The sequence below is a fragment of the uncultured Rothia sp. genome, from assembly GCF_963507905.1.
Lineage (GTDB): Bacteria > Actinomycetota > Actinomycetes > Actinomycetales > Micrococcaceae > Rothia.
In genome coordinates, this window is the sequence record NZ_CAUOUU010000001.1 from 207625 (window position 1) to 233576 (window position 25952).

General features: G+C 60.1%; 18 protein-coding genes. 10 read left to right on the top strand and 8 right to left on the bottom strand.

Annotated elements, in window-relative coordinates:
- Positions 1-302: 302 nt before the first annotated feature.
- Positions 303-1373: a phosphodiester glycosidase family protein gene (locus RQ593_RS00900; RefSeq protein ID WP_311449553.1), complete on the top strand. Its 1071-nt coding sequence runs from the start codon at positions 303-305 to the stop codon at positions 1371-1373.
- A complete protein-coding gene (locus tag RQ593_RS00905) occupies positions 1370-2566 on the top strand; it encodes a bifunctional glycosyltransferase family 2/GtrA family protein (RefSeq protein WP_311449554.1) in 1197 nt (398 codons plus the stop codon). The genes RQ593_RS00900 and RQ593_RS00905 overlap by 4 nt, the downstream gene beginning before the upstream one ends.
- A 220-nt stretch (positions 2567-2786) precedes the next feature.
- Here RQ593_RS00905 and RQ593_RS00910 read toward each other — a convergent pair whose 3' ends face one another.
- A complete protein-coding gene (locus RQ593_RS00910; RefSeq protein WP_070832010.1) occupies positions 2787-4505 on the bottom strand; it encodes a S8 family peptidase in 1719 nt (572 codons plus the stop codon).
- A gap of 612 nt (positions 4506-5117) precedes the next feature.
- Here RQ593_RS00910 and RQ593_RS00915 point away from each other — a divergent pair.
- A complete protein-coding gene (locus RQ593_RS00915) occupies positions 5118-7070 on the top strand; it encodes a S8 family peptidase (RefSeq protein ID WP_311449555.1) in 1953 nt (650 codons plus the stop codon).
- A gap of 114 nt (positions 7071-7184) precedes the next feature.
- Here the strand turns inward: RQ593_RS00915 and RQ593_RS00920 are convergent, their stop codons facing one another.
- The 5 genes from RQ593_RS00920 to RQ593_RS00940 all read right to left on the bottom strand — a co-directional run bounded on the left by RQ593_RS00920 (position 7185) and on the right by RQ593_RS00940 (position 14491).
- The gene (locus RQ593_RS00920) at positions 7185-9101 is read right to left on the bottom strand and encodes a S8 family peptidase (RefSeq protein ID WP_311449556.1); all 1917 of its coding nucleotides are present in this window, start codon (positions 9099-9101) and stop codon (positions 7185-7187) included.
- Positions 9102-9758: 657 nt separating this feature from the next.
- Positions 9759-10904 (bottom strand): phosphoribosylformylglycinamidine cyclo-ligase, encoded by a 1146-nt coding sequence (purM, locus tag RQ593_RS00925; protein ID WP_005504604.1) that lies wholly within the window; start codon positions 10902-10904, stop codon positions 9759-9761.
- Positions 10904-12658 carry an amidophosphoribosyltransferase gene (gene purF, locus RQ593_RS00930; RefSeq protein ID WP_311449557.1) on the bottom strand — a complete coding sequence of 585 codons (1755 nt, stop codon included), beginning with the start codon at positions 12656-12658 and terminating at the stop codon, positions 10904-10906. The genes purM and purF overlap by 1 nt, the downstream gene beginning before the upstream one ends.
- A 259-nt stretch (positions 12659-12917) precedes the next feature.
- Positions 12918-13361: a sterol carrier family protein gene (locus RQ593_RS00935; protein ID WP_311449558.1), complete on the bottom strand. Its 444-nt coding sequence runs from the start codon at positions 13359-13361 to the stop codon at positions 12918-12920.
- Between the two features lie 2 nt (positions 13362-13363).
- Entirely contained in the window at positions 13364-14491 is a 1128-nt protein-coding gene (locus tag RQ593_RS00940; protein ID WP_311449559.1) for an asparaginase, read from the bottom strand.
- A gap of 571 nt (positions 14492-15062) precedes the next feature.
- Here RQ593_RS00940 and RQ593_RS00945 point away from each other — a divergent pair.
- The 7 genes from RQ593_RS00945 to RQ593_RS00975 all read left to right on the top strand — a co-directional run bounded on the left by RQ593_RS00945 (position 15063) and on the right by RQ593_RS00975 (position 22514).
- Positions 15063-15404 carry a hypothetical protein gene (locus tag RQ593_RS00945; protein WP_070819322.1) on the top strand — a complete coding sequence of 114 codons (342 nt, stop codon included), beginning with the start codon at positions 15063-15065 and terminating at the stop codon, positions 15402-15404.
- Positions 15405-15555: 151 nt separating this feature from the next.
- Entirely contained in the window at positions 15556-16839 is a 1284-nt protein-coding gene (gene purD, locus RQ593_RS00950) for a phosphoribosylamine--glycine ligase (protein WP_049327455.1), read from the top strand.
- A 176-nt stretch (positions 16840-17015) separates the two neighbouring features.
- A complete protein-coding gene (locus RQ593_RS00955; protein WP_049351957.1) occupies positions 17016-17942 on the top strand; it encodes a phosphoribosylaminoimidazolesuccinocarboxamide synthase in 927 nt (308 codons plus the stop codon).
- Positions 17943-18264: 322 nt separating this feature from the next.
- Entirely contained in the window at positions 18265-19167 is a 903-nt protein-coding gene (locus tag RQ593_RS00960; RefSeq protein WP_311449560.1) for an adenylate cyclase, read from the top strand.
- Positions 19168-19363: 196 nt separating this feature from the next.
- Positions 19364-20578: a peptidoglycan-binding domain-containing protein gene (locus RQ593_RS00965; protein ID WP_311449561.1), complete on the top strand. Its 1215-nt coding sequence runs from the start codon at positions 19364-19366 to the stop codon at positions 20576-20578.
- Between the two features lies 1 nt (position 20579).
- Positions 20580-21356 (top strand): ABC transporter ATP-binding protein, encoded by a 777-nt coding sequence (locus RQ593_RS00970; protein WP_311449562.1) that lies wholly within the window; start codon positions 20580-20582, stop codon positions 21354-21356.
- Positions 21357-22514: an ABC transporter permease gene (locus RQ593_RS00975; RefSeq protein WP_311449563.1), complete on the top strand. Its 1158-nt coding sequence runs from the start codon at positions 21357-21359 to the stop codon at positions 22512-22514.
- A gap of 109 nt (positions 22515-22623) precedes the next feature.
- On the opposite strand, the gene RQ593_RS00980 is transcribed toward RQ593_RS00975, so the two are convergent.
- Together RQ593_RS00980 and RQ593_RS00985 are read right to left on the bottom strand one after the other, a co-directional pair.
- Complete coding sequence (locus RQ593_RS00980) at positions 22624-23487, bottom strand: FCD domain-containing protein (RefSeq protein WP_311449564.1); 864 nt, start codon at positions 23485-23487, stop codon at positions 22624-22626.
- Positions 23488-23721: 234 nt separating this feature from the next.
- Positions 23722-25395, bottom strand: a complete 1674-nt coding sequence (locus RQ593_RS00985; RefSeq protein ID WP_311449565.1) for an L-lactate permease — start codon at positions 25393-25395, stop codon at positions 23722-23724.
- Between the last annotated feature and the right edge of the window lie 557 nt (positions 25396-25952).

Consider the following 25952-nt stretch of genomic DNA (forward strand, 5'->3'; position numbering starts at 1 on the left):
CGGCTTGAGGCCCCGCACGGGGTGCTCAGCCGGTTTTTTCGTGCCTGCAGTTTGTGCGGATGCACCCAGACGGATTCACCCGGGCGGATTCACCCGGGTGGATGCGCGAGGACGGGCAGCTCATGGTGGTTGTAACTGTGCGGAGCACAAAGCCAATACACATGTTTATACATAGATGTGCATAACTCTATCTGGTAATAGAACATAGTCAGTAATAAAAAAGTTTGAAATGAATAAGCATACATAGCTTCTGCACAGCTTAGTCATGCCTGGCACAGAGACTAGCCCGGCATTCTAGAGACATGAACAACGAACAGAACATGACTCAGAACATTGACCAGGCCACCCAGACCGCAGCAGAACAAGCTAACGCAGTGCAAACCGCCGCAGAGCAGAAGCTAGCCAAGAAGAAGCTCACCCGTCGAATCTTCATCGGCGGCGGCCTCGGCGCACTCGCAGTAGTCGGCGGCGGCGCAGGCTGGGCATACAACCGCTACCTGGCAGAGCACACCGAAATCGAAGACACCACCGCCTACGAGGCGGCGGCACAGCAGGCAAATGCAAGCGCCTCCGGCTCCGCCACCGCAGACCCCACCGAACTGACCGGCGTGAAGGTCAACGGTCAGAGCCTCACCGCTAACGAAGGCTCGATCACCATCACCTCCAACACCACCGGCAGCGGCTCGGATGCGGTCGTCTCCTTCGTGGCAGACATCAAGCTCGACAACGCAACCCTGCTGCGAAGCGCCTTCGCCAACAACAAGTTCGGCCAGAACATCATCGACACCCCCTCGAACATTGCCTCCGAACACAACGGCATCTGGGCGATCAACGGTGACTACTACGGCTTCCGTACCACCGGCATCGTGATCCGAAACGGTGTGGTCTACCGTGACTCCGGCGCTCGCGAGGGTCTCGCATTCTACCGCGACGGCTCCGTCAAGCTCTACGACGAAACCGCCACCAATGCCCAGACCCTCGTCAGCGAGGGCGTGTGGAACACCCTCTCCTTCGGCCCGGCACTGGTCAAGGACTCCGCAGTCGTCGACGGCATCGACAGCGTCGAGGTGGATACCAACTTCGGTAACCACTCCATCCAGGGCAACCAGCCGCGAACCGGCGTGGGCGTGCTCGGCACCAACCACCTGGTCTTCATCGTGGTCGACGGCCGCTCCACCAACTACTCGCGCGGTGTGACCATGCCCGAGTTCGCCCAGATGTTCAAGGACCTCGGCTGCGTGACCGCTTACAACCTGGACGGTGGTGGCTCCTCCGCCATGGTCTTCAACAACCAGCTGGTCAACCGCCCCCAGGGTGGCACCAAGGAACGCGGCACCAGCGACATCCTCTACATTGCAGGGAGCGCATCGTGATTATCCTGATACCCGCCTACAAGCCGGACCAATCGCTGGTCCGCCTTGCCCGGGCCCTGCGCGAACAGGACCCTAGCACCGAAATCCTCGTGATTGACGACGGCTCCGGCAGCACCTACGCACCGATCTTCACCGAACTGCGCATTGACGGCGTGACCGTGCAGACCCACCCCGCCAATAGGGGCAAGGGTGCGGCACTGCGCACCGGCATCGCCTGGGCGAAAGCAAACCGCCCCGGCGAGGTCATCGTCACCGCCGATGCGGACGGCCAGCACCTACCCCAGGACATCTTCCGCGTGGGTGTGCGCACCGAAACCGCGGCGTCGGCAGGCCAGAAGAGCATCGTGCTCGGTGTGCGTACCAAGCCCGACCCCAACGCCGGCGAAGAAGGCACCAAGGTGCCGCTACGCTCCAAGATTGGCAACAGCGCAACCGTAGGCTTCTTCGCCCTGGCGACCGGCGCCCGCGTGGCAGACACCCAGACCGGCCTGCGCGGCTTCACCCCGCAGATCCTGGACTGGCTACTGCAGATCCCTGGCGATAAGTACGAGTACGAGTTCTCCATGCTGCTGCGCGCAACCCGCGCAGACGTGGACCTGGTACAGGTACCCATCGTGAAGGTCTACGAGCCGGGCAACCCGACCAGCCACTTTAGGCCCCTGCAGGACTCGGCGCTCATCTACGCACCGCTGCTCGCCTTCCTGGCCTCGTCTTTCCTGACCGGCTTCCTCGTGGATGCTATCGCCCTCTTCATCCTGGTGGGCTTGGGTGCTCCGCTCCTGGCAGCCGTAGTCGGTGCACGTATCATCTCGGCGCTGACGAACTTCACCGTCAACCGAATGCTCATGCACGACGGAGGCGCACGCCCCTCGGCATCCTCCTCGCTGGTGCGGTACGCCGTGCTGGCGGTGGGTATCCTCGCAGCCAATGCGGCTCTGATGGAAACCCTGACCGGCCTGGGAGTATCCCTGCTGGTTGCCAAGATCCTGACCGAGCTGATCCTCATTCCGGTCAGCTTCGCGGTCCAGCGCCGCTGGGTTTTTCTACCCGCCCAGAGTCAGGAAAAGCCGCGAGAAAAGGCGGTGGCAACCAACGCGCCTTCGGGTCTGCGTGCGGTGAGCAGCTACGAGTCCGCTCGCATGGAGGCAGCCGGTATCCGTACCGGTGTGCGCGCCTCCCAGGTACGTCCCTAGCGCTTTCTACCTAGCGTCCAGCTCGCTAGGGGCGTACCCCAAGATTTCTCCCACCCGTCAGTCGTGAGGGTGGGTGGGAGAAGCAAGCTGCCGCATCAGATGCGGCAGCGTTCTGTTCACGAAAAGCCCCCGCTGAGAAAACTCAACGGGGGCTTTTTGTATATATTTGGCCTTTCAGAAGCCTATTGGCTCACCGGCTTCCGAGCTGGCAACATACCGATTACTGACCGGGAATCAGACCGCCGGGAGTAATCAGGAACGGCGGGTTGTGGTTAACAGCCGGGTTAGTCACGTAACCAACACGAGCCGCACGGGTCGGGTGCTTAGGAGCACGCTTCGGCCAGGGCTTCACCTGCGGGTTCGGGTCCTTCTTGCCCTGCACCATAGCCAGCGCGCTCGCAGCGTTCACAATGCCGGAACCGCAAGCGTTCACATCGCAGGTGAGCGGCTTGGAGCTCTGCTTCAGAATCTGCTTTGCACGCTCAGCGGTCAGGGAGGGGTCAACGGACTTCATCAGGGCAATCACGCCAGCAACCTGGGGTGCTGCCATGGAGGTGCCGTCGTACTCGGTGTAGCCCGCACCCTTGGAAACGGTGGTACCCAGATCCACGGTGGACATGATGCTGCTGCCGGGGGCGCTCACATCAACAAGCTTGCCGTAGTTCGAGAAGTCGCTACGCTTACCCTCCTGGTCGGTAGCGCCCACCACGATCGAACCGCCGCAGTTAGCCGGAGCGACCTTGGAGGTGTCCTGACCATCGTTACCAGCTGCGACCACGAGGATCGCGCCGCGCTTGTTCACCTCGGCAATAGCCTTGGAGTAGGTTGCGGGGCAGGTGCCCTCGCCGCCGAGGGAGAGGTTAATGATCTTGGCGGGGTTGGAGTTCGCGGGAACGCCCTCAACGGTGCCGCCGGCTGCCCAGACCATTGCATCCGCAATGTCGGAGTCGTAGCCGCCGCACATGCCCAGGGCACGCACGGGCAGGATCTTGGAGTTCGGTGCCACGCCGACGATGCCGCGCTTATTGTTCATAATTGCGGCGATGGAGCCTGCAACGTGGGTGCCGTGCCAGTTCGACTCGCTTGCCTCAGAGTCCGCGTCGCAGACGCCGGCTTCTTCCCAGTTGCCCTGGTCGGTCGGGTCAGAGTCGCGGCCGTTGCCGTCACGGGCAATGGAAGGCTCGGTGATGAAATCGTAGCCGGGCAGAACGTTAGCGTCCAGGTCGGGGTGCTTGACGATGCCGGAGTCAATCACAGCAACGGTCACGCCAGCACCCTGGGTGGTCTTCCACGCCTCGGGGGCTGCCAGGCCCTTGGTGCCGTGCAGGTTCCACTGCTGCGGGTAGAGGGTGTCGTTCGGTGCCACAACCTGGTCCGATGCCTGCGCAGCCTTGGCGACCTGAGCCACCTTGGAGGTCGCGGCGCCACGAGCACGCGCGTTCGAGCGGCGCAGCAGGTCGGGCTCAACGGATGCGACGGAGGGGTTGGAGCTCAGAGCCGCCATGTACTTCTCAGCCTGCTCTGCGGTGAGCTTGGAGGAGAGGGTCACCACGGTCGCCTTCTGGGCGGTGGTGCGTACGTAGCTGGTCTTGACCTTCAGCAGCTCGTCGATGCTCTTCACATCGGAGCTGATGCCCTGGTAGAGGGAGTCGCTCCAGGTGGAGACCTGGGTGCCTGCGGGGCTTGCCCAGTTGATGCCACCGGAGTTCAGGGCGCTGTCGGTGTAGGTGATGACGAAGCGGTTGAAGCCTGCCTTCTGCTGACCGGAGCTGAGGGAGGAAATAGTGGTGTGCGCCTTGGCGCGTTCGGCGCCGTTAGCCTTGGCGGGTGCCGCGAAGGATGCGGGGGCGCCCAGGGTCGCGATGAGTGCTGCGGCGGTGCCCAGGCTCAGCGCGGTGCGTGCGATGCGGCGCGCTGAGGGGTGAGTGGTAAAAGACATCGGGGTCCTTTGCGTATGTGAGTGCCGGAAGCGGCAAGTGGGTTGGTCATCCACTCACATAAATGCACTTTTGAGAAAATATTTGCATTCTTTTGCATATTTGCTTGTGAGGAGCGAATAGAAAAAGAAAATGCACATCACTGCATTGATGTGTATTTTTCTCTAAACTCCCGTGCGGGAGTTCTTCGGAAGTAGTTTATGTGGTGAGATATCGCTATCCTAGCACCTTTTCCTATGTATCTAGCGCCTAAAACTCGATAGTGTGGCGCAGGTAATGAGATTTTTCTTTCATGTAAATGCAGATAAAGAAATGCCTAGTCGAGATATTCTCATGCCTTAAAGCAGTGATTTAAGTTTTGCTCATCTTTATATAAAATGAGGTGCATCACATCATATATTTTATTCATAAAGTAACTGAAAAAGGGTGCTAGAGTATCTCACGGTGCGTACCCGTGCATGCACATTGTGAACCCACAACGTAACCCCGTACTACGCACCAACACCTCACTCTTCCGTATTCACTCGTACCGAATGCGCACCCGCGCCCTCAATGCGAATCGGCAATGTTGCGCCGAACCGTGCATACCCGGTACCACTCACACAAGGACGTCCATGCTTCGCATTGCTCGCCCCTCGCAGGCACGCTCCTCACAGCGTTCCCTGCTGAGCTTCGTCACCGCAACCTGCCTGCTCTCAGCAAGCGTCATCCCCGCCGTGGCGGTACCCACCGCGCAGGCAAACCAGGCTTCTAACGCGGCACAGGCTTCTAACGCCGCGCAGACCTCCAACACTGCACAGATTTCTAACACCGCACAGGCAACCCAGTCCGCGCCCGTGGCGTACAACCGCTTCATCATCACCTACACCGAGGACGCGAAGAACGCCGCCTCCACCGATGCCACCGCAGACCAGATCGACTGGTCCGCAGCCGCCGGCACCCAGCAGGCAACCTGGGCCGACGCACTCTACGCGGGCATCACCTCCGAGGTGCAGAGCATTGACGAGCTACTGAACATTAAGACCAGCTACGTCCGCTCCACCGCGCTGGATGCCAGCGTGGTCACCACCTCCGCGGAGCTCACCCCCGCCCAGGCGCAGCAGTACATGGACGCCCTGAGTGCGAACTCCAAGGTCGCCTCCGTCTCGCCCGATATGCGCCGCTACGCCACCGTGGATAGCACCGCAGAAACCGTCAAGATCAACGACCCGAAGATGAACCGCATGTGGTCCCTCACCGGTGAGAAGGGCGTCTCCGCGCTGGAGGCGTGGGGCACCACCCGCGGCAAGGGTGTGACCGTGGCGGTGCTGGACTCCGGCATTACCGCCCACCCGGACCTGGACGCTAACGTGCTGCCCGGCTACGACTTCATTGCCGAGTCGGCGTTCTCCAATGACGGCGACGGCCGCGACTCCGACCCGACCGACGCCGGTAACTGGACCGTAGATAACCAGTGCTTCACCGGTTCGAAGGCGACCGCCTCCGACTGGCACGGCACCCACGTGGCGGGTACTATCGCCGCTATCGCCAACAACAATGAGGGCATCGCTGGTGTGGCACCCGAGGCGAAGATCGTGCCCGTGCGCGTTCTGGGCGCCTGCGGCGGCTTCGACTCGGACATCACCGACGGCATTATTTGGGCTGCCGGTGGTAGCGTGCGCGGCGTACCCGCAAACCAGAACCCCGCCCAGGTCATTAACATGTCCATCGGTAGCGAGGGCACCTGCACCACCCCGTACCGCCAGGCGATTGCTCAGGCGAATAAGCGCGGCTCCATCGTGGTCGTCGCGGCGGGCAACAACAACTTTGATGCCTCGAAGTCTAGCCCCGGCAACTGTGAGGACGTCATCAACGTTGGTGCGACCGATAAGAACGGCAAGCGCTCCTACTTCTCCAACTACGGCTCCCGCGTGGATGTGAGCGCACCCGGTGGCGACCGCCGCTACTGGGGTGGCGGTATTCTCTCCACCCTTAACGCTGGCAAGACCGCTCCCGGTAAGGCTGACTACGCCGAGTACCAGGGCACTTCCATGGCGGCACCGCATGTTGCCGGTATTGTGGCGCTCATGAAGGCGGTCGACCCGAAGCTGACCTACGCTCAGGCGAAGAAGGCTCTGCAGTCCACCTCTCAGAGTGTTGAGTGTGACCAGTCCGCGTGCGGTTCCGGCATTGTGAACGCGGCGCGTGCGGTTCAGCAGGTCCGCTCCGACCGTGAGGCTGCCGATGCCGCTGCGGCTGAGGCGGCACGCAAGAAGGCTGAGGAGGAGGCCGCACGTAAGAAGGCAGCTGAAGAGGCGGCACGCAAGAAGGCTGAAGAGGACGCCAAGCGTCAGCAGGCCCCCGCGCCTAAGGTAACTCCGGCACCTAAGGTGACCCCTGCTCCTAAAGCTACCCGTCCGGTGACTCGCCCGTCCCGCCCGGTCACTCGCCCCTCGTACCCGTCGCGTCCGCGTCACGGCCACACTCCCCGTTACCGCTCGTGGTACGGTGCTTCTGCGAATACCTACCCGAGCAGCGGCTATCCGAACACCGGATACCTGGGTTTCGCGACCGGTAACCACCGCTAGTTATCTCCACTAGCCGAACCTCGTTGTAGACGTGAAAAGCCCCCGATGAGTTCTCATCGGGGGCTTCGCTATGCGCTGTCGGCTGGGCCTGGTGAGGCGTCCGTAGCGGATAGCTTATTGTTCATTGACCTCGCGGGGCTTCTGCGCGGGGTTGGTGACCAGCGGCTCGTCCTGGGTGATGGGTTCGGCGTCACCGTTCAGGTCATAGACCTGGGCATCTTCGGGGATTTCCGTGGCGGGGGCGCCGGGAATCCGGTCGTCAGGAATCTGGCTGTGGGCATCGGTGCGGTTCTCCTCGGTGGGGGCTACGGCCCCGGTGTCGTCCGCAATCTTGGTGTGAGACGCGCCGGCGCTCAGACCCTTAGAAATGACCTTGCGCGGCCGCAGGAAGGTCACCTTGCCGTTTGCGTCCAGGTTTCCCGCCTTTTTAGCCAGGTTGAAGCTGTTGATAATGCCTCGGCTGCAGAAATACTTATCGCACTTGATGCGGTTTCCCCCCGCGAGGGTGAACGCCTCCTCAACCTGCTTGGTGGTTATGGAAGTGCCGTTGACCAGCTGCTGCGCCAGCAGAGCGGAGACGTGCGGTGCCGCCATGGAGGTGCCGCTCTCGTAGTCGTAGCTGAACTTAGTGTAATCCGGGCGGTTGAGGCTCTTCATGGACAGGGTGAGAATGTCCTCACCCGGCGCCGAGATGTTAACCCTCGTGCCGTAGTTCGAGAACGACGCTCGCGTGCCAGCCTTGGTGGTTGCGCCAACCGTGATAACGCCCATGCAGTTGGCGGGCGCGTACTTGGAGGCTTCCGTGTTGCCGTTACCAGCCGCGGCGACCACGAGTGCGCCCTTGGAGCGGGCAATGTCGATCGCGCGCTGGTAAGCGGCGGGGCAGCGGGTCACAGTGCCGATAGACATGTTGATGATCTTGGCGGGGTAGGTGTTATCAGGCACCCCGTCAACGTGTCCGCCGGCAGCCCAGATGATGGCGTCGGCAATGTCGGAGGTGCGGCCACCGCATCGGCCCAGCACGCGCACGGGCTGCACGCGGGCGAGGTCGGCGGCACCAACCATGCCCATGCCGTTGTTGCCGCGGGCACCGATGATGCCGGCAACACTGGTGCCGTGCCAGGTGGAAGTGTGGGCGTTCGCCTGGTCCTTACAGAGGTTGTAGGGCGCGTAGTCGCCTTCATCCCTGGGGTTGGGGTCGCGGCCGTCGCCGTCGCGGGCACTGAGCGGGTCGCTGACGAAGTCGTAGCCGTTCGCCATGCCGGTGACCAGGTCGGGGTGCGGTACGTAGCCGGTGTCGAGTACGGCGACTTTCACGTATGCGCCGCGGCGCAGGCGTGCGTTACCGGTGTTCTGAACGCCGGTGGTGGGGTTGGTGAGGTTCCACTGCTTGCTGTACTGCGGGTCGTTGTACTGGAAGGTGATGTCGCCTTCTGCGGCGGGGTAGTTGATGTAGTCGGGTTCGACGGAGGCTACGTCCGGGTCGGAGGCGACCTTCGCCATGAACTCCTTCGCCTCGTTTTTGGTCAGGCTCTTGGAGGTCTGGATGACGGCGTCATTGGTGGAGGTACTGCGCAGGATTTGAGTGTCAACGTTCAGAGATTCACTGGCAACATCAACGGTGTCTTTAACGTCATTAGCAATGTCTTGGATTGCATCCCGATTGCCTTCGTCCTGCTGCTTACGCTGCTTGGCTTCGTCGGTGTAGGTGACGATGAAGCGGTCGAACGCCTGCTGAGGGAGCGTACCTGGAGCAGGCGCGGTGGGGGTGTTAGGGCGTGCTGCGCCATTGCGCATCAGATTGAGGGGGCTGACGGGCCCTTCGATCTGGGGTGCCGCCTGGGCTGCTGCCAGGATGGCTTCGTCGCTGGGGGCCTGCGCGAGGACTGCGGGCAAGTCGCCTCCGAAGAGGATGGCGCCGGCGGCGAGCAGGCTCAGTGCCGCGCGTGCGGGGCGCTTGCGGTGGCGGTTATCGGTGCAGGGGCGAGGAGGTGTTTCGGTGCGCTGCGCGCCGATGTATGGAAGCCTCATCTGGTTCTCCTGATGTAGGTGGTATGCGGACTGTGTGATGTGTACTGGTGTTTCCGCCTGCAGGCGCACGGGGGTGCGGATAGGGTTTTTACGGGGCGACAAAAGGGGCCTGTTTTTGGGCGCGCTGAAGTAATAAATGGGGTGAGGGAATAGTGTTTTGTGGACCCTTTTTTCGTACCGGAAGAACTCTTTTTTGGACGGTGTGCAACGTACGTTTCTAAGGTATCACTTCAAGGTGAGCTTGAGGGATTTTTGAGGTGCTTTTCACGGGTTAATGTGCAGAAAATCAACCTGTGCAGGCTGAATAGTGCCCGATAGTTGAGAGTTTATGTAGGTAAAGCTTGAGGGTTAGGGTATGCGATGCGGGCTGTGCGGTGCCTCTTGCGAGTCGGGGAGAAAAGTAAATGTTTTAACACCGTGGTGTAAGCACTGGAATGCATTAAAAATGCAGTTGATAGCAAAAAATAAAAATAGCCTGAAATACACGCGAAATTAAATAAAAACCCGGTAGTAAAAACACCGGGCAGCGCGCCGGGCAGTGCCCCTGCCGGCAGACACACAAAAGACCGGGGCGGCCACCGCATTGGTGACCGCCCCGGTCTATAGAATCATCAGCACCAGCAAGCTGGCGCTCGCTGTCTACCGAAGAAAGCGTCCTTAGGAAGCGTAGGAGCCCAGCAGTCGAACTGCGCCGCCGTCCACGCCCTTAGCGCCCTGAACGTAATCGGGGTTGTTAGCCTCGGGCTCGCCAGCGGCAACAACGTCACCCATAATCCAGGAGGGGATACCGCGGTCGTTCAGGCGCTTGGTAGCGGCCTCAGCCACGGAGGGGTCAACGATAGCAATCATGCCCACACCCAGGTTCAGGGTGCGCTCCAGGTCAGCCAGGGGCACGTTGCCCAGCGAACCGATCAGGGAGAAGATGGCGGGAATCTGCCAGGTGGAGCGGTCCACGCGACCCTCGAGGCCCTGGGGCAGAACGCGAGCCAGGTTAGCAGCCAGGCCGCCGCCGGTTACGTGGGAGAAGCCGCGTACACCGCTGCCGGTGGTGCCGTCTTCGCCGTTGACGGGGAATGCCGCCGCCAGGTCCAGGCAGTCTGCCGCGTACACGCGGGTGGGTTCGAGCAGCTCTTCACCGATGGTGCGGCCCAGCTCGTCCACCTGGCGCTCCAGACCCCAACCGGCAACGTTCAGGACCTTGCGGACCAGGGAGTAGCCGTTGGAGTGAATACCGGAGGACGCCATAGCAATCAGCACGTCGCCCTCACGCACGCGCTCGGGGCCGAGCAGCTCGTCAGCCTCAACCAGGCCGGTTGCCGCGCCCGCAACGTCGTACTCGTCTTCTGCGAGCAGGCCGGGGTGCTCAGCGGTTTCGCCGCCAACCAGGGCGGTACCAGCCTGTGCACATGCGCCAGCGATACCGCGCACAATGTCAGCGATACGCTCGGGAACGACCTTGCCGGTGGCAATGTAGTCGGTCATGAACAGCGGCTTCGCACCGCACACGACGATGTCGTCCACGACCATGCCGACCAGGTCGTAGCCGATGGTGTCGTGAATATCGAGTGCCTGCGCAATGGCGACCTTGGTGCCCACGCCGTCGGTGGAGGTAGCCAGGTAGGGCTTGCGGTACTTGACGAGCTCGGAGACGTCGTACAGGCCCGCGAAGCCGCCCACGCCACCAACGACGGAGGAGTTGTGGGTCGCCTTGATAGCGCCCTTCATCAGCTCAACGGCGCGATCGCCAGCCTCTACGTCAACACCTGCGCTTGCGTAGGTTACGGTGGTGGTGTTCTCGCTCATTAGGATTCCTTCGGGGTAGTGGTAGCGGAGGAGTTTGCGGGGGTGCGGTCCTGCTCGGTGAGCAGTGCCTCGAGGTCAGCGTCGGGGCCGGGGTTGCACATGCCCATGCCGGCGTCGTCTGCGGCAATCTGTACTGCGGAGGGGTCGAACTTCGTTTCGAGAGTTTCGGTGCCTTCGCGGGTCTCAATGGAGATAGCCTCGGCGTGCTCGGGCTTGGAGGGAACGGGACGCTCCACGGTCACCTCAGCCGCCTTACCGGCGAGGGGGCGGCCACCCTTGCCCTTTTCCTCAGCGTCAAAGAGGGACTTGCCTCGTCGTTCCTCGCTGGGCAGTTCAATCGGGTATTCGCCGGTGAAGCATGCGGTACACATGTTTTCGGCGGGCTGCTCGGTGGCTGCCATCATGCCGTCCTGGGAGATGAAGCCGAGCGAATCGGCACCCAGGGAGGAAGCAATTTCGTCCACGGACAGGCCGTTAGCGATCAGCTCCGCGCGTGAGGCGAAGTCAATACCGTAGAAGCAGGGCCACTTTACGGGCGGGGAGGAGATGCGTACGTGCACTTCCTTCGCGCCGGCTTCGCGGAGCATACGCACGAGGGCGCGCTGGGTGTTACCGCGAACGATGGAGTCGTCAATGACGACGAGGCGCTTGCCCGCAACCACAGACTTGAGCGGGTTCAGCTTCAGACGGATACCGAGCTGGCGAATCGTCTGCGAGGGCTGAATGAAGGTTCGACCCACGTAAGCGTTCTTGACCAGGCCGTTACCGTAGGGAATGCCGGATTCTTCGGCGTAACCGATTGCGGCGGGAACACCGGATTCGGGGGTGGGCATGACCAGGTCAGCTTCAACAGCGTGCTCGCGGGCGAGCTGACGGCCCATTTCTACGCGGGATTCGTAGACGCTACGGCCGGAGATGGTGGTGTCCGGGCGAGCGAGGTAAACGTACTCGAAGACGCAACCTGCGGGCTTAGCTTCTGCGAAGCGCTGGGAGCGCAGGCCGTTCTCGTCAATGGTGAGGAATTCGCCGGGTTCAACTTCGCGCACGAAGGACGCGCCGACAATATCGAGTGCCGCGGTTTCGGAGGCGACAACCCAGCCGCGCTCCAGGCGACCGAGCACGAGGGGGCGAACGCCCTGCGGGTCGCGTGCGGCGTAGAGGGTGTGCTCATCCATGAAGGTGAGGCAGAAAGCACCGCGCAGGGTGGGCAGCAGGTCAAGTGCTGCTTCTTCGAGGGAATCGAAGTCGTGCTCCGCCAGCAGGGCGGTAACGAGCGCGGTGTCGGTGGTGTTGCCCTGGGCGAGTTCGCCGTGCTTGGGGGGCTTGCCGCCGTTCTTTTCAATCAGACGCTCGTAGAGGTCTGCCGAGTTGGTGAGGTTACCGTTGTGCGCCAGGCAGAGTGTGCCGTGCGGGGTGGTACCGAGGGTGGGCTGTGCGTTAGCCCAGTGGGATGCGCCGGTGGTGGAGTATCGGGCGTGGCCGATAGCATGGTCGCCGGGCATGGAGCTGAGGGTGGCTTCGTCAAAGACCTGGGAGACGAGTCCCATATCTTTGTACACGTGGATACGTTTGCCGTTGCTGGTTGCGATACCTGCTGATTCCTGGCCGCGGTGCTGGAGTGCGTACAGGCCGTAGTAGGTTAGCTTTGCCACGTCCTCGCCGGGTGCCCAGACGCCGAAGACGCCGCAGGCGTCCTTGGGGCCGTGGTCAATCGGATCGAGGTCGTGAGTGAGTTTTCCGTCGGGGCGAATCAATTCACTGTCTTTTCGACGATGGGACTGCGGATGCGTCTGCGCGGGCGCAAGACGGATGTGTGTTTCTGTGCTCGCACCTGCCTGTGTGTGCGGTAGCATACACCAGACCCTTAAAAGTGTACCGGGTTTCAGTCTAGACGTGGTGAAGGATACGCTAAATACCTCAGTATGGACGGCTATTAGCGGCTTCTGGCGGCAGAAGGCTACAGAAGCCGCGAAAACTTGGGGTCTTAAGCAGTGCTTAAAAGAGCGGCAGCACCTAAAAAAGTGGCAGCAGTGTAGAGAGGTTGCTGCGCTCGCCGGAGGCGTCAAGCATCCCGGCGGCGACCGCCTGCTCCCACGAGCAGGCGCCCAGCACCAGTGCCGCCCAAACAACCGGTGAGGTTTCCACGACCGAGGGAGGGGTGCCTCGCGTGTGGCGGGGGCCCGCCACGCACTGGGTCACGCCCAGCGGGGGCACGCGCACCTCCACGCTATTGCCGGGGGCGAGGGTCGCCAGCTCTTCAAGGGTGAAACGGACGAAAGTGGCGCGCACGGAGCGGGGGAGCGCGGCAAACGCCTGCGCTACCTCAGAGGTCACAGGCTCGGCGGGTACAGGCTCAGCAGGTACTGCAGAACTATCTTCGAACGAGGCGAAGAGCGCACGCACCTCACGCACCGCAGCCATGCCCGCCTCTTCGCTGGTTTTGCGTCGAATTGCCACGGCTACTTTCCTTCCGGGGCGCCGGTATTGAGCTCCCCAGTGGTGAAGAGCTCCTCGTGCACGCGCAGCTCGCCAACCTCGACCGGTTGACCGTCAGCGTATCCGCCGGTTACCGGGCGTACCACCAGTGCGAGCAGGCGCTCGCATTCTTCGGCGCTCAGGTATCCGCCAGCAACCAGCGCACGCAGAGCCACAGCATACATAGCGCGGTGGGTGCCGTCGCTCATCTTCACCACCACGGACGCGCCCGAACGCAGGCCGATGCAGAGCACACCTTCCGCGCCGCTCTTGACGATTGCGTCCAGTTCTTCGCTGAGCACGGTGTCGGGGGAGCCGGGTGCCTGAATCAGTTCGGGGTAGTCCACCATGGCGGTGGCGACCGTGGAGGCGCGCGCATCCGCCCCGAGGTTGCGGATTGCCGCGCCCAGGGTCGAGTAGGCGCGTGCAGCACCGGCCAGGGAGACGGCGTGCACGGGCGCACCGCAGCCGTCAACGCCGATAGCGGCTACGGGCTCGCCGGTGAACGCCTCAATTTCTTCGGTGATGACCTGCTGCAGCGGGTGTGCGGGGTCGAGGTAGTTGTGCAGGGTCCAGTTCTGCGAGCCTTCTTCGAGATCGCCGCGCTCAAGCTTGGCGGTGCACGCCCACAGGAATGCGGCGTGCTTGCCGGAGCAGGGGTGCGCCAGGGCAGTAGCGGCAAGGTTCGCCTGAATCATTGCCTGGCGTGCCTGCTTGTCGGAGGGGAGCGTGGGCTTGAGCGCCAGGTTTGCCGGGGTGAGCGGGTTGGCTTCGGTGCTGCCCTGGGTGAGTACGTCCTGCACGGCGCGCATCTGCTCGAAGGTGCCGCGGTGCGAGCCGCAGGCGATGGCGACCTGGGAGCCGCGCAGGGGCGCGCCCGCCTTCATGGATCCGATGGCCTGCAGCGGTTTGGCGGCGGAGCGCAGGTAGAAGGGCTCGTGAATGTCGCCGAGGGCAAGCTGAATTTCGCCGTCGGGGCCCAGCAGGATGAGGCGGCCGCGGTGGCGTGCCTCAATGAAGTTGTTGCGGGTGAGCTGCGCGAGTTCTACGTCGAAGGCGCTGCTGTGGTCGGTGGTGTGAGTGGTTGCCTGTGGGGTGGTGCTGTTGGTCATTCTTCTAGTTTAAACGGGGCGTGCGGCTTGACCCTATTTGTCTCTGGTGGCGCGGAGCTAGGATGGGCTGGCACGGTCGAGGGAGAGCCCTGTGAAGAGATTCACGTTTACTGCGAGTTGAAGCTATGAGTAATTCATTTTTATAATTGAAGGGTGCTCAAGCGCAGCGGGTAAGACTAAGGTAAGTGAGCGAGGCACAGCCCGCACGAACCGAAAAACCCAGCACCGCATAGGACCGACCACGATCGACGCCCCGATGAACCATTCCGGCGCCTCGACGTACCGCCTCATGAATACGGCGATGACCAAGGCAGCGGCAGATGAGCAAAACCCCACCCCGTCAATCGATGAGCTATGAGTGTATCCACGGTTTATCATCTCTGACATGCCCCAATATGCAGTCTGAGAACGGGCGTATGTATCCAGTTAGGAAAATGATGCGGCCCCGGGGTCCTATATCTAGGCGAAACTAGTTAGACGCGACCCGGTACGAATATGCATCGCTTAATGCCCCTCACCCCTCAACTTACTCTTGATCGGTGAGAGGCAAACCATGTAAAGGAGTACATCCATGGCAGAGCAGAACAACACCTCCGCAAACACCTCCGCACAGAACACCTCCCCCAAGGGCGGTTTGAGCGCAGAATCTGAATTCCACGCAAAGTTCTTCCCCATCCTGGCTCGCGTTGCTTCTGTGACTGCAGTGCTCATGTACGTGTTCTACTTCCCGCAGATTATCGGTAACCTGAACGGTCACAAGGGTGACTGGATCCAGCCTCTGGTTGCTGCTGTGAACTGCACCCTGTGGGTTCTGTACGGTCTGTGGCGCCCCAAGAAGGATGTTCCGATTATCATCGCGAACGCTCCCGGTATTCTTTTCGGCGGCCTGGCAGCTATTACCGCCCTCATCTAGTGCTTTTAGCTTGATTCGGTAGCTTCGGTTACCGCGCTGTGCGGCTCTTCTCTAGCGTGCATTCTTGCGAATGTGCCGCTACATGAGAAGGGCCGCATTTTTAGTGTGCTCAGCTCACATTTTTGAGAGGGTACCGGGTACCCTAAATACTATGAAGGTTTTGGTACTGGGCCCCGGCGGCCGCGAACACGCTATTATCCGTGCGCTTCTGCGCGACCCTGAGGTAACCGAGGTGCACAGCGCCCCCGGCAACGCCGGCATTGCCCAGGATGTTCCCGTCCACGCAATTGACGCAAATGATCCCGCTCAGGCAACCGCCCTGGCACGCGAACTGAACGCCGACCTGGTCGTTATTGGCCCGGAGGCGCCCCTGGTCGCCGGTGTTTCTGACGCGCTGCGTGAGGCGGGTTTTGATGTTTTCGGCCCCTCCGCAGCTGCTGCACAGCTGGAGGGTTCTAAGGCTTTCGCTAAGCAGGTCATGGAAGAGGCTTCCGTGCCGACTGCCCGCGCTTACGTGGCAACGAACGCCGCTGAGGCTCAGGCGGCACTGGACGAGTTCGGTGCACCCTATGTGGTGAAGGACGACGGCCTGGCAGCAGGTAAGGGCGTTGTGGTGACCGAGGACCGCACCGCAGCACTGGAGCACGCTCAGGCTTGCTTCAACGCTGGCGGTACCGTGGTCATCGAAGAGTTCCTGGACGGCCCCGAGGTGTCCCTCTTCGTCATTTCTGACGGTAAGAACGTTCTGCCGCTGTCCCCGGCTCAGGACTTCAAGCGCATTTTTGACAACGATGAGGGCCCGAATACCGGCGGTATGGGCGCCTACACCCCGCTTCCCTGGCTGCCCGAGGGCTTCGTGCAGGAGGTCGTGGAGAAGGTTGCCCGCCCGACCGTGGCTCGTATGGCTGAGCGCGGCACCCCGTTCGTGGGTGTGCTCTTCTGCGGCCTGGCTGTGACCAGCCGCGGCGTGCGCGTTATCGAGTTCAACGCCCGCTTTGGCGACCCGGAAACCCAGGCGGTTCTGGCGCGTCTGCGCACCCCGCTGGGTCAGCTGCTGCGTGCGGCTGCTCGCGGTGAAATTTCTGAGGGTACCGAGCTGGATTGGGATCCCCGCACCGCAGTGGACGTGGTTATGGCTGCTGAGAACTACCCTGACACTCCCCGCAAGGGTGATGTTATCTCCGGTCTGGACGAGGCGAATGCTCTGGAGGGCGTGCACGTGATTCACGCGGGTACTGCCGCATCCGAGGAGGGTGTGCTGACTGCTGGCGGTCGTGTGCTGGCTGTTGTTGCTCTCGGCGATGACCTGGCTGCTGCCCGTAACGCCGCCTACGAGGGTGTTCGCGCTATCTCTTGGGCTGGCGCGCAGTACCGTACCGATATCGCGTTGAAGGCTGTGGAGAACCGCATCCACATTCCCGCTCCGCGCGGTTAAAACCTTAATATGACCGGCTTTCCCGCTTGAGGGTGGGGGAGCCGGTCGCTTCTTTGCCTCAAGATTGTGCCGTATTGATGCCTGATTGGCACTATCGGGAGCCGCGCCTGTCGCGGTATTGTAATTACACAGACTTTTTGCATCCACATCACACCACCTCATCAGGAGAAATTCTCATGACTTCTCGTTCTAACCCCGTGGAAATCCCGGGCTGGACTCACATTTATTCCGGCAAGGTCCGCGACCTGTATGTTCCGAATGAGGAACGTTTTGACGCTACCGGCTTGACCGTCAATGATGACGCTGAGCTGCGTGCCGGTTCGGTCATGGTTGTTGCCTCGGACCGTATTAGCGCTTTTGACCGTATTCTGCCCACCGAGATCCCGGATAAGGGCAAGATTCTGACTCAGATGTCCCTGTGGTGGTTTGAGCAGCTTAAGCAGGTTCCGAACCACGTGCTGTCCACTGACGTTCCGGATGTTGTGGCTGGTCGAGCAATGATTTGCCGCTCCCTGAACATGTTCCCGGTGGAGTGCATTGTGCGCGGTTACCTGACTGGTTCGGGCTTGGCGGCGTATAACGAGACCGGTGAGATTGCTGGTGTAAAGTTGCCTGCGGGTCTGGTGGATGGTTCCCGCCTGGACACCCCGATTTTCACTCCGACCGGTAAGGCTGAGGTGGGTGAGCATGATGAGCTGGTGACCCGTGAGGAGCTGTACGCTGAGGTGGGTCAGCCGGTGGGTGAGCGCCTGGAGGAGCTGAGCCTGAGCCTGTACACCACTGCCGAGAAGATTGCTCGCGAGCAGGGCATTATTCTGGCGGATACCAAGATGGAGTTCGGTACTGATTCGTACCGCGGCGAGATCACCCTGGGTGATGAGGTTCTGACTCCGGATTCTTCGCGTTTCTGGGATGCGACCCAGTACGAGCCGGGTCGTGCACAGCCGAGCTTCGATAAGCAGTATGTGCGTGACTGGCTGCGTTCCCCGGAAGCGGGTTGGGACGGTTCGGATAACGTGCCGCACCTGCCTGAGGAGGTTGTGGAGAAGACTCGTGCCCGTTACGTTGAGGCGTATGAGCGTCTGACCGGCACGAAGTTCTAAACTCTATATTTCGGGCTGAAATAAGTCTTAGAGATAGCTAAAGGGCGGTGCCCCGGAAGGTCATTCTTCCGGGGCACCGCCCTTTAACTCATAAGCCCTATTACATGCATTCTTATAGGTGCTATACGTCATAAATATATGTTGTGTATCTGTTGTACGGGGGGGGAGGTAGCACTCTATCATGTTAGTAATCGGCTCACTACGCTTCTACTCCACAAAATGCAGGTTCACACCATATAGCAGGTCTGTAGGTAGCATCCACGATACGCCCGTATCACTGCCGATTCTCGCCCATCAATGATGTTTGAGAAAGGTGAAGTCCATGGCAAAGAAGCCCTTCACACCCCTCGCCCTTATCGGTATTGCCTGTTGCCTGGGCGTATCGAGTTGCTCCACCACCGTTGAAGTTAAGCAAGACATTCGCAATGTCCTGGCAAGCTACGAGAATCCCTCCCCGGACATTAACGTGGCCCTCGTTAACGAAGTCAAAAAGTGCATGAGTGAGAAGTCCTTCACCTACTCCGGTAGCCAGAACATTATTGACGGCAGCTCCGTTCATGAACTTGCGATGAGTGACGCCCACTTCGCCAACGAAGAAGCGGCCACCCAAGGGTACTTATCCACCCGGCAGGGCAACGCTAGCTCCAGCAATGCACCCGCGATGGAAAACCCGGCATATCGGAAAGCATTTCAAGGCGACCCCCAAGCCGCAGACAGCAAAACCGTTACCATCACGATGAGTAACGGTTCCCAGACCGGCATGGCAACAGATTCATGCCTGGGACGTGCGGCAGAGGCTGTCTTTGGCTCAGCAGAAAACTACCTCAAATACATCAACTTCATTAACGAGCTCATCGTGGGTGGATCCAAAAATAACGCAGTAGAAGAAATGGGGAAATACTACCGTAATGACACCACCTACGGTGCATGCATGAAAGAAAGCGGATACACCGATATCCAGCACTTCGGAGATGCTCCCAGCTACGCAGAGAAAACCTGGGGTAAGTACAAGGCAGCCAATGTAGCCGCCAATGCGGAAGAGCAGGCCCTAGCTCACGCCGACTACAACTGCCAGAAATCCACTGGGATTCTGACTAAGGCACAGAATATCTACTACGAAAAGGCGGCGACCTGGCTCAATGAGCATGAGCCGCTCATCCTTGAAGTACGCGATATCGAGCGTCAGGCCCAGGAGCGCGCCGCAGCTCTACTCAACGGCAACTAGCCAACGGCAAATAGTAAACGCTGATTCCTCGTTGGACATTTTCTAGCGAGATTTTTCTATCGGTCCTCTGCTCTCAACCGCTTTCACCCGCGGATGAGAGCAGAGGATACACCCTTTTATTCAGCCCCCGCCACGTTGTTACCCTCAGCAATTACCCCTAGTCCCGCCCCATATTTCACCGTAGAAAGGTGAACCCATGAACACGCAGCAGAGTTCAGAAAACCCCCGCCGCGCCGCCATGACGGCAACCGTACGCGCCTACCTGCTTCCGGTGCTCGTCATTCTGCTCGTCATCACCGGCGGGTTCTCCATCTACGCGCTTAATACGGGGCTACGCACCAATGTTGAGTCCAATGCGCAGCCATCCCGCGCCGCGCAACTAACAACCCGAATCAGCACGCAGACTGTTACCCGCACATACTCGGGAGAAGTCAGTGTGTCACCCGCCCGAAGCTACACCGTAGGAACCCCTCAAGGAGTGGTGACCAGGGACGGCGCCAAGGCGGGTACCCAGCTGAGTAACGGCTCAATTATCACTACTATCAACGAGCGTCCCATCATTGCGTTCAAAGGTAGCATCCCCGCCTACCGCGACCTTGCCGTAGGCGCTCGCGGCGATGACGTTAAACAGCTCCAAGAAGCTCTAGAATCGCTCGGCTACAGTATCTGGGATGAGGAAGGAAACTACGGCGAAGCAACCGCCAACGCTGTCTACCGTTTCTACCTGGATCGTGGCTACTACCCTCCCGGGGATACTGACCGAACCGAAGAAGGACGCTACAGCACCGCACTGCCGCTCTCTGAATACCTCTTCGCTGACGGCAATGAATACACCGTAGACAACAGCTGCGGCACCAAAGGCCAAACCTCAACTCCGGCGCTGTGCACCCTATCTGCAGGTGGGTACCGTCTGGTGCTCTCCGCGGACGGTAGCGCTCTCAGCAATGAACTCGCTGAGGGACAGAAAGTCCAGATTCTTAGCGATAACGGAAGTCCGCTCGAAGGCACCCTGGGTGCGGCCCTCACACCCGAAGGCTCAACTAACGCTGACGGCGGCGCTAACGCAGGTGCCTCCAACGGTGCGCAGAACAGCGCGCGACCTAACAGCGATACCTCCGCACCGGGAGCTACCGCACGGAAACGCTACCCCATCAAAATCGACCTGCCGGAAAACACGACGGCATCAACGCATTTTCAGGCAACCGTCACCCTCAACCGAGGCGCTGAAAACGCCCTCGCAGTGCTTGAAGCCGCCGTCAAAACCGAAGAAAACGGAACGCACTCCATCACCCTGGAGAACGGTCAGAGCGTTCCCGTCACCCTCGGTGTATGCTCCGCCGGAATCTGCGAGCTCGTCAACCCCGCAGCAGAACTCAAGGCAGGCACCGTCGTAAAGCTGAAGGAGCGCTAAAATGCCTCATCACGAGACAGAACGTGCCCTCCCCGCGAGCGCTACCGCCTCAAAACCTAATATCGAGTGCCACAATATTGCGCGTTTCTTCCCGCCCGCCACCTGGGCGCTAAAAAACGCGACCCTCAGCATTCATGAAGGCGAATCGGTGGCCATTACCGGCGCCTCCGGAAGCGGAAAATCTACGCTCCTCTCTATCATCGGGCTACTCGATCAGCCCTCTGAGGGTGAGCTGAAAATATTGGGCCAAAACATGGGCACCGCCAGCGACGCCGAACGAACTGTGGCGCGCCGTGAGCATATTGCCTTCGTCTTCCAGGCGTACCACCTCATTGCTCATCTGAACGCCACCGAGAACATTTCTCACACCCTCCGGATGCGCGGCGTACCGGGCCGTCAAGCACATCAGCGTGCGTTGCAGGCACTCGAACAGGTGGGTTTAGGGCACCGTTTGGAGGTTCTTCCACGCAATATGTCCGGTGGTGAACAGCAAAGAGTCGCGGTTGCGCGTGCGTTAGCCTGCGCCCCGCGCATCCTGCTGTGCGATGAGCCTACAGGAAACCTCGATACTGAAAACTCTCACAAGGTGTTGGATCTGCTCCTCGCCGGCCGTGCGGAGAAGCAAAGCCTGGTCATCATCACCCATGAACCCGATATCGCGGCTCGCTGCGACCGGCAGTTGCACATGGTCGATGGGATGCTCGTTAGCCCCGAACTCGCTAGCCCCGAAGAACCGGCCCACCAAACGCTCAAAGAACCCGTTGTCAGGGGAGGATAGATGCTAAGGAACAACCTTCACTACGCTCTCCTTGCAGTTGTTCACCGTTGGCGCCGCAACCTGCTCACGGTATTGGCGATGCTCGCGGGAACAACCACCATCATTATGCTGGTGGGCGTCAGCGAGTCGTCAGCGCTCAACACGAGCTCGCAGCTGGCCAGTTACGATTCCACCCGGCTCGGTGTGCGCCTCCAGCCGCAGACCTGGGATATACCGGAGGATGAACTGCTCTGGCGCGTTAACCAAGTTCCAGAGGTCAAAGCTGCCGGTACAGTCACCATCGATACGCAGACAACGCGTCCGCAGGTCAACAGGCCGGGGTATGAGGGCCAACAGACACCCCTCGCAATTGTTTCAGAAGCAGGTTTGAAAGCACGAGGCGCGCACATTGTCGAAGGGCACTTTTCGGAGCCTGCCCGCGAACGCCCCGGTGAGCCTACCGTCTATCTGGGTGTTGCCCTCGCGAAAGAGCTAGGGGTCAGTACTGAGCCCGGGCGGAACATGATTGAGGTCAACGGAATGCGAGCTTACGTGCTCGGCATTATCCGTGACGGCGGCAAAAACGCTGCTCTCAGTAGCGCTCTTATCCTGCCGACCACCTCCACTTTCTTGCCGCAAGCCCACACCCTGCAACGCGGTATGGACGTTATCGTGAATCCAGGAAGTGCAGATACGGTCGCGGAACAGCTCAAGCAGGTACTCGATCCGCAGCGCGCCCCTGTTGATACAAACATTGAGATTCCGCCTTCACCGGTGACTCTTCGTGCTTCCTTGACGAAAGACAGTCGAACCCTTACGACCATTATTCTGGTGGTTCTTATCGTCTCGACAAGCTTCGGCATTGTGATGACCATGCAGATTTCGGTCTGGGAACGCCGCAGGGAAATCGGCATTAACCGTGCATTAGGGTTGGGGCGGCGAGATGTGGCGGTCAGCTTCCTTGCGGAGGCGGCTCTCCTCGGTGCCTTGGGCGCTCTTGGAGGCTTCATCCTCGGTATTCTCGGTTCCTGGGTTGTGTGCCTTCTCAACGGCTGGGCGCTATCTCTGCCGCCCCTTATCCTAGGGATTCCTTTCCTCGGCTTGGGTGTGGGCATCGTGGCGGGTGCATTGCCCGCCTACGCGGCAACGAAGGTTCAGCCGCTTGAGCTGCTGCAATAACTGCCCCGCTGAAATAATTGCTCGGCGCATAAGGGTGGTGCCCCGGAAGGTCATTCTTCCGGGGCACCGCCCTTTAGCTATGTGGGTTTATGCGATTGAGGGGCGAAGCCTAGCCGGCGTGAACGTCTTCGTCATGTACGTTCTCGTGGCACAAATCCTCGTGCAGAATATCCCGCGCCGGATGCTGCCGCGCCCGCTCCTCCGCAGCACGGTCAGACAGCGAATAAAACCACGTAATGTGCTCGCACACCCGCTCATAGGCTGCCTGCTCATCGTGAGAGGCAATCGCCTCAATAATGCCGTAATGCTGCTGCTGCAACGTGCGCTTGACCGCCTCCCAATCCTTTAGGAAAGGAACCGCCTCCTGCACATAACTCATCGTCGCCATGTGCAGAGAGTCAATCACTGTATCAAGCACAATATTGCCGCCGAGCTTCGACAGCTCATAGTGAAAACGCGTATCGCAGAAATGGAAACGCTCATCGCTGATCTGCTCATCCATCTCCGCCAGATGTACGCGCGCCCGCTCCAACGCTGCCGCACGCTCCGGGGTGTCCGGCGCGGCAGCCGCCGCACGCGCCGCAGGGCCCTCCAGTAGCAGACGGGTTGAGACAACGTCCTTCACCGGCAGGCTACGGGTCGCAATGTGCATGCGCAGCGCCCAGCTGAGCGCATCCGACGGCTCAGAAATGATAATCGCGCCCGACTTCGGCCCCGAACCGGTACTGGAACGAATCAGACCCAGCGCGTTCAGAACGCGCAGGCCCTCACGCACCGAAGGGCGGGAAATACCGTGCCGCGCCGCCAGCTCACGCTCGGAGGGGAGCTTATCGCCCACACGCAGCTCACCCAGGCGCAGGCGCCGCTCAAAGTTCTCCAGGATGATGCTGTAGCTGCGGTCCGCCAGAATCGGCTGGCGGTCAACCGCAGGGGGCGCCTCAGCAGGCTGGGTATCGTCATAAGAACGAGGCATAATCTCTCCTGATAACGAGGCGGATAACGAAAAGAAATACTCTGCGCCTGAGATATCTCAGAGTTAATTCAGAGATATTTCGGGCTATTCGTTGAGTGGTCAGGACATAAAAAGCGGGGCGGCGGAACCGAGAAGGTTCGCCGCCCCGCCGTGGCCACCGGAAAATACCGGGGCGAATGTCCTACGGCCCTTGAGGCTTTCACCTCAAGAACTCTCTAAGGGGTGAGCCTCAGATTAGGGAATCATGAAGGACAGAACGTTGGTCTGCAGGAAGACCAGGACGCAGACGAACAGGAGCATAGCGAAGGACCAGGGGAGGACAGCCTTGAGGATGTCGGATTCCTTGCCTTCCATGTCCACAGAGGTAGCAGCAATAGCCAGCGACTGCGGGGAGATCATCTTACCGACCACACCACCGGTGGTGTTAGCAGCCAGCATGAGCTCGGGGGTTGCGCCGTGGATACCTGCGTGCTGCAGGTTCTCAGCAGCAGACACCTGCAGCTTGGCGAACAGTGCGTTCGCACTGGTGTCCGAACCGGTCACAGCGGTACCGATCCAGCCCAGAGCCGGTGCGAGGAACGCGTAGACGGTGCCCAGGCCTGCCAGGAAGGTACCCATAGCAATGGTCTGACCGGAGAAGTTCATGACGTATGCCAGTGCCAGAACCGAAGCAATGGTCAGGATGGACCAACGCATGCGGTAGACAACGGAACCGAACTCGGTGAAGATTGCCGGGAAGTTGAAGGCGTAGCGGCCCTTCTCGTTGAAGAAGAAGTAGACGACCGCAACAACCAGACCGGAGATGATCAGCAGGGTGCCGGGGTTGGACATCCACGCGAAGTTGTAGACAGCGTCCTTGACGGGCTTGCCGTCAGCGGTGACGAGGCGGGAGCTCAGAGCCTGGATATCAATCTTGATGACGAAGCTCTTCAGCCATGCCTTCAGGCCAGCGTGCAGGTTAGCAACACCGAAGATTGCAACGACGATGACGTAGGGCAGCAGTGCCATCCAGACGCGAACGGCGGGCAGAGCTTCCTTCTCTTCAGCCTGTGCGGGCAGGCCGTAGCGTTCACGAACGCCTGCGACGCCGCGCGGCTTCCAGAACTGCAGGAAGACAACAGCAACACCCATGGAGACGATGCAAGCAACAACGTCGGTCAGGTTGTATGCGGGGGTAGCAGCGGTGACCCACTGTGCAATTGCGAAGGAGACACCGATGATCAGTGCGGGCAGCCATGCGTCCTTCAGACCCTTCATACCGTCAAGGATGACGAGCAGGATGAGCGGAACGAGCATTGCCAGGAACGGAGCCTGGTGACCAACGATGGTTGCGATAACGTGTGCGTCCTTGCCGCCAACGTCAGCTGCGGTGGTAATCGGGACAGCAACTGCGCCGAATGCCACGGGTGCGGTGTTAGCGATCAGAACGGTGACAGCAGCCTTAAGGGGCTTAACGCCCAGGGAGAGAATCATGGTTGCGGTAATTGCAACGGGAGCGCCGAAGCCAGCCAGTGCCTCGAGCAGACCGCCGAAGCAGAATGCGATGAGGATAGCCTGGATGCGCAGGTCGCCGCCGCCGAGGCGGTCGAAGACGCGGCGCAGATCTTCAAAGCGGCCGGAGAGAACGGTGAGCTGGTAGAACCAGATTGCACCGAGGATAACCCAGCAGATGACCAGGCCGTAGATGCCACCGCGGACGGCGCTCAGACCGGCGAGATCAGCGGGCATGTGGAAGCCCAGGACTGCTACGAGGATGGATGCTGCCAGTGCCACGAGTGCGGACCAGTGAGCGCGTGCCTTAACGCCCAGTAGCATCACAAAGAAGGTGAGGAGGGGAATGGTTGCCACGAGTGCGCTGAGGCCGAGGCTACCTCCCACTGCATTGGTTACAGCGGTATAAGTTTCCACTGGAACTCCTTTGGTTCAGGGTGTGTTTTGTGTGTGGTCAGACCATAGATAATCCCGCTGGGGAACGGGTCATTGTTCCCTGCATGGGGATGTGGTCAGACCATTGATCGCATGTTTAGAAGAGTACCGGATAATGTGGTGTTTCACCAAAAGTGACCTGACTCATTTTTGTGGAAGGCGACCGGAACCTGGGCTCGCTTCCAGTGAAACTGCCGAAATATTGCGGTTCTGATAGTTAATTCCAGGTTCTGAAACTCGAATATTTTCAGATACATCACGAGTTGGGTGTATGGGTCATTGGTTTACCCAGGGGAGAGTCTTCATTTGGACGCATATACCCGAAAAGAATGTTGTTTTAAAAAGGAAAAGCCCCATAAAACAATCATAAAATCTTCAGAACGGCGGATTTCTAGGGGGTTTATGGTCCACTTCTGTGTGTTTGATAAATGTTCAATCTGCGAAAAGAATATAGGGGTCTTACGGGGGGTGCATGGGAGATGAGGTCACATGTACCGGAAGGTAGGGAAATATACCTTAAGGTCAGGTCGACCTAACCG

Bases quoted from the DNA above. Each gene is read 5' to 3' on its own strand.
- RQ593_RS00900 (WP_311449553.1), top strand. From the start codon at position 303: ATGAACAACGAACAGAACATGACTCAGAACATTGACCAGGCCACCCAG.
- RQ593_RS00910 (WP_070832010.1), bottom strand. From the start codon at position 4,505: ATGTCTTTTACCACTCACCCCTCAGCGCGCCGCATCGCACGCACCGCG.
- RQ593_RS00915 (WP_311449555.1), top strand. From the start codon at position 5,118: ATGCTTCGCATTGCTCGCCCCTCGCAGGCACGCTCCTCACAGCGTTCC.
- RQ593_RS00920 (WP_311449556.1), bottom strand. From the start codon at position 9,101: ATGAGGCTTCCATACATCGGCGCGCAGCGCACCGAAACACCTCCTCGC.
- purM (WP_005504604.1), bottom strand. From the start codon at position 10,904: ATGAGCGAGAACACCACCACCGTAACCTACGCAAGCGCAGGTGTTGAC.
- RQ593_RS00940 (WP_311449559.1), bottom strand. From the start codon at position 14,491: ATGACCAACAGCACCACCCCACAGGCAACCACTCACACCACCGACCAC.
- RQ593_RS00945 (WP_070819322.1), top strand. From the start codon at position 15,063: ATGGCAGAGCAGAACAACACCTCCGCAAACACCTCCGCACAGAACACC.
- purD (WP_049327455.1), top strand. From the start codon at position 15,556: ATGAAGGTTTTGGTACTGGGCCCCGGCGGCCGCGAACACGCTATTATC.
- RQ593_RS00955 (WP_049351957.1), top strand. From the start codon at position 17,016: ATGACTTCTCGTTCTAACCCCGTGGAAATCCCGGGCTGGACTCACATT.
- RQ593_RS00960 (WP_311449560.1), top strand. From the start codon at position 18,265: ATGGCAAAGAAGCCCTTCACACCCCTCGCCCTTATCGGTATTGCCTGT.
- RQ593_RS00965 (WP_311449561.1), top strand. From the start codon at position 19,364: ATGAACACGCAGCAGAGTTCAGAAAACCCCCGCCGCGCCGCCATGACG.
- RQ593_RS00970 (WP_311449562.1), top strand. From the start codon at position 20,580: ATGCCTCATCACGAGACAGAACGTGCCCTCCCCGCGAGCGCTACCGCC.
- RQ593_RS00975 (WP_311449563.1), top strand. From the start codon at position 21,357: ATGCTAAGGAACAACCTTCACTACGCTCTCCTTGCAGTTGTTCACCGT.
- RQ593_RS00980 (WP_311449564.1), bottom strand. From the start codon at position 23,487: ATGCCTCGTTCTTATGACGATACCCAGCCTGCTGAGGCGCCCCCTGCG.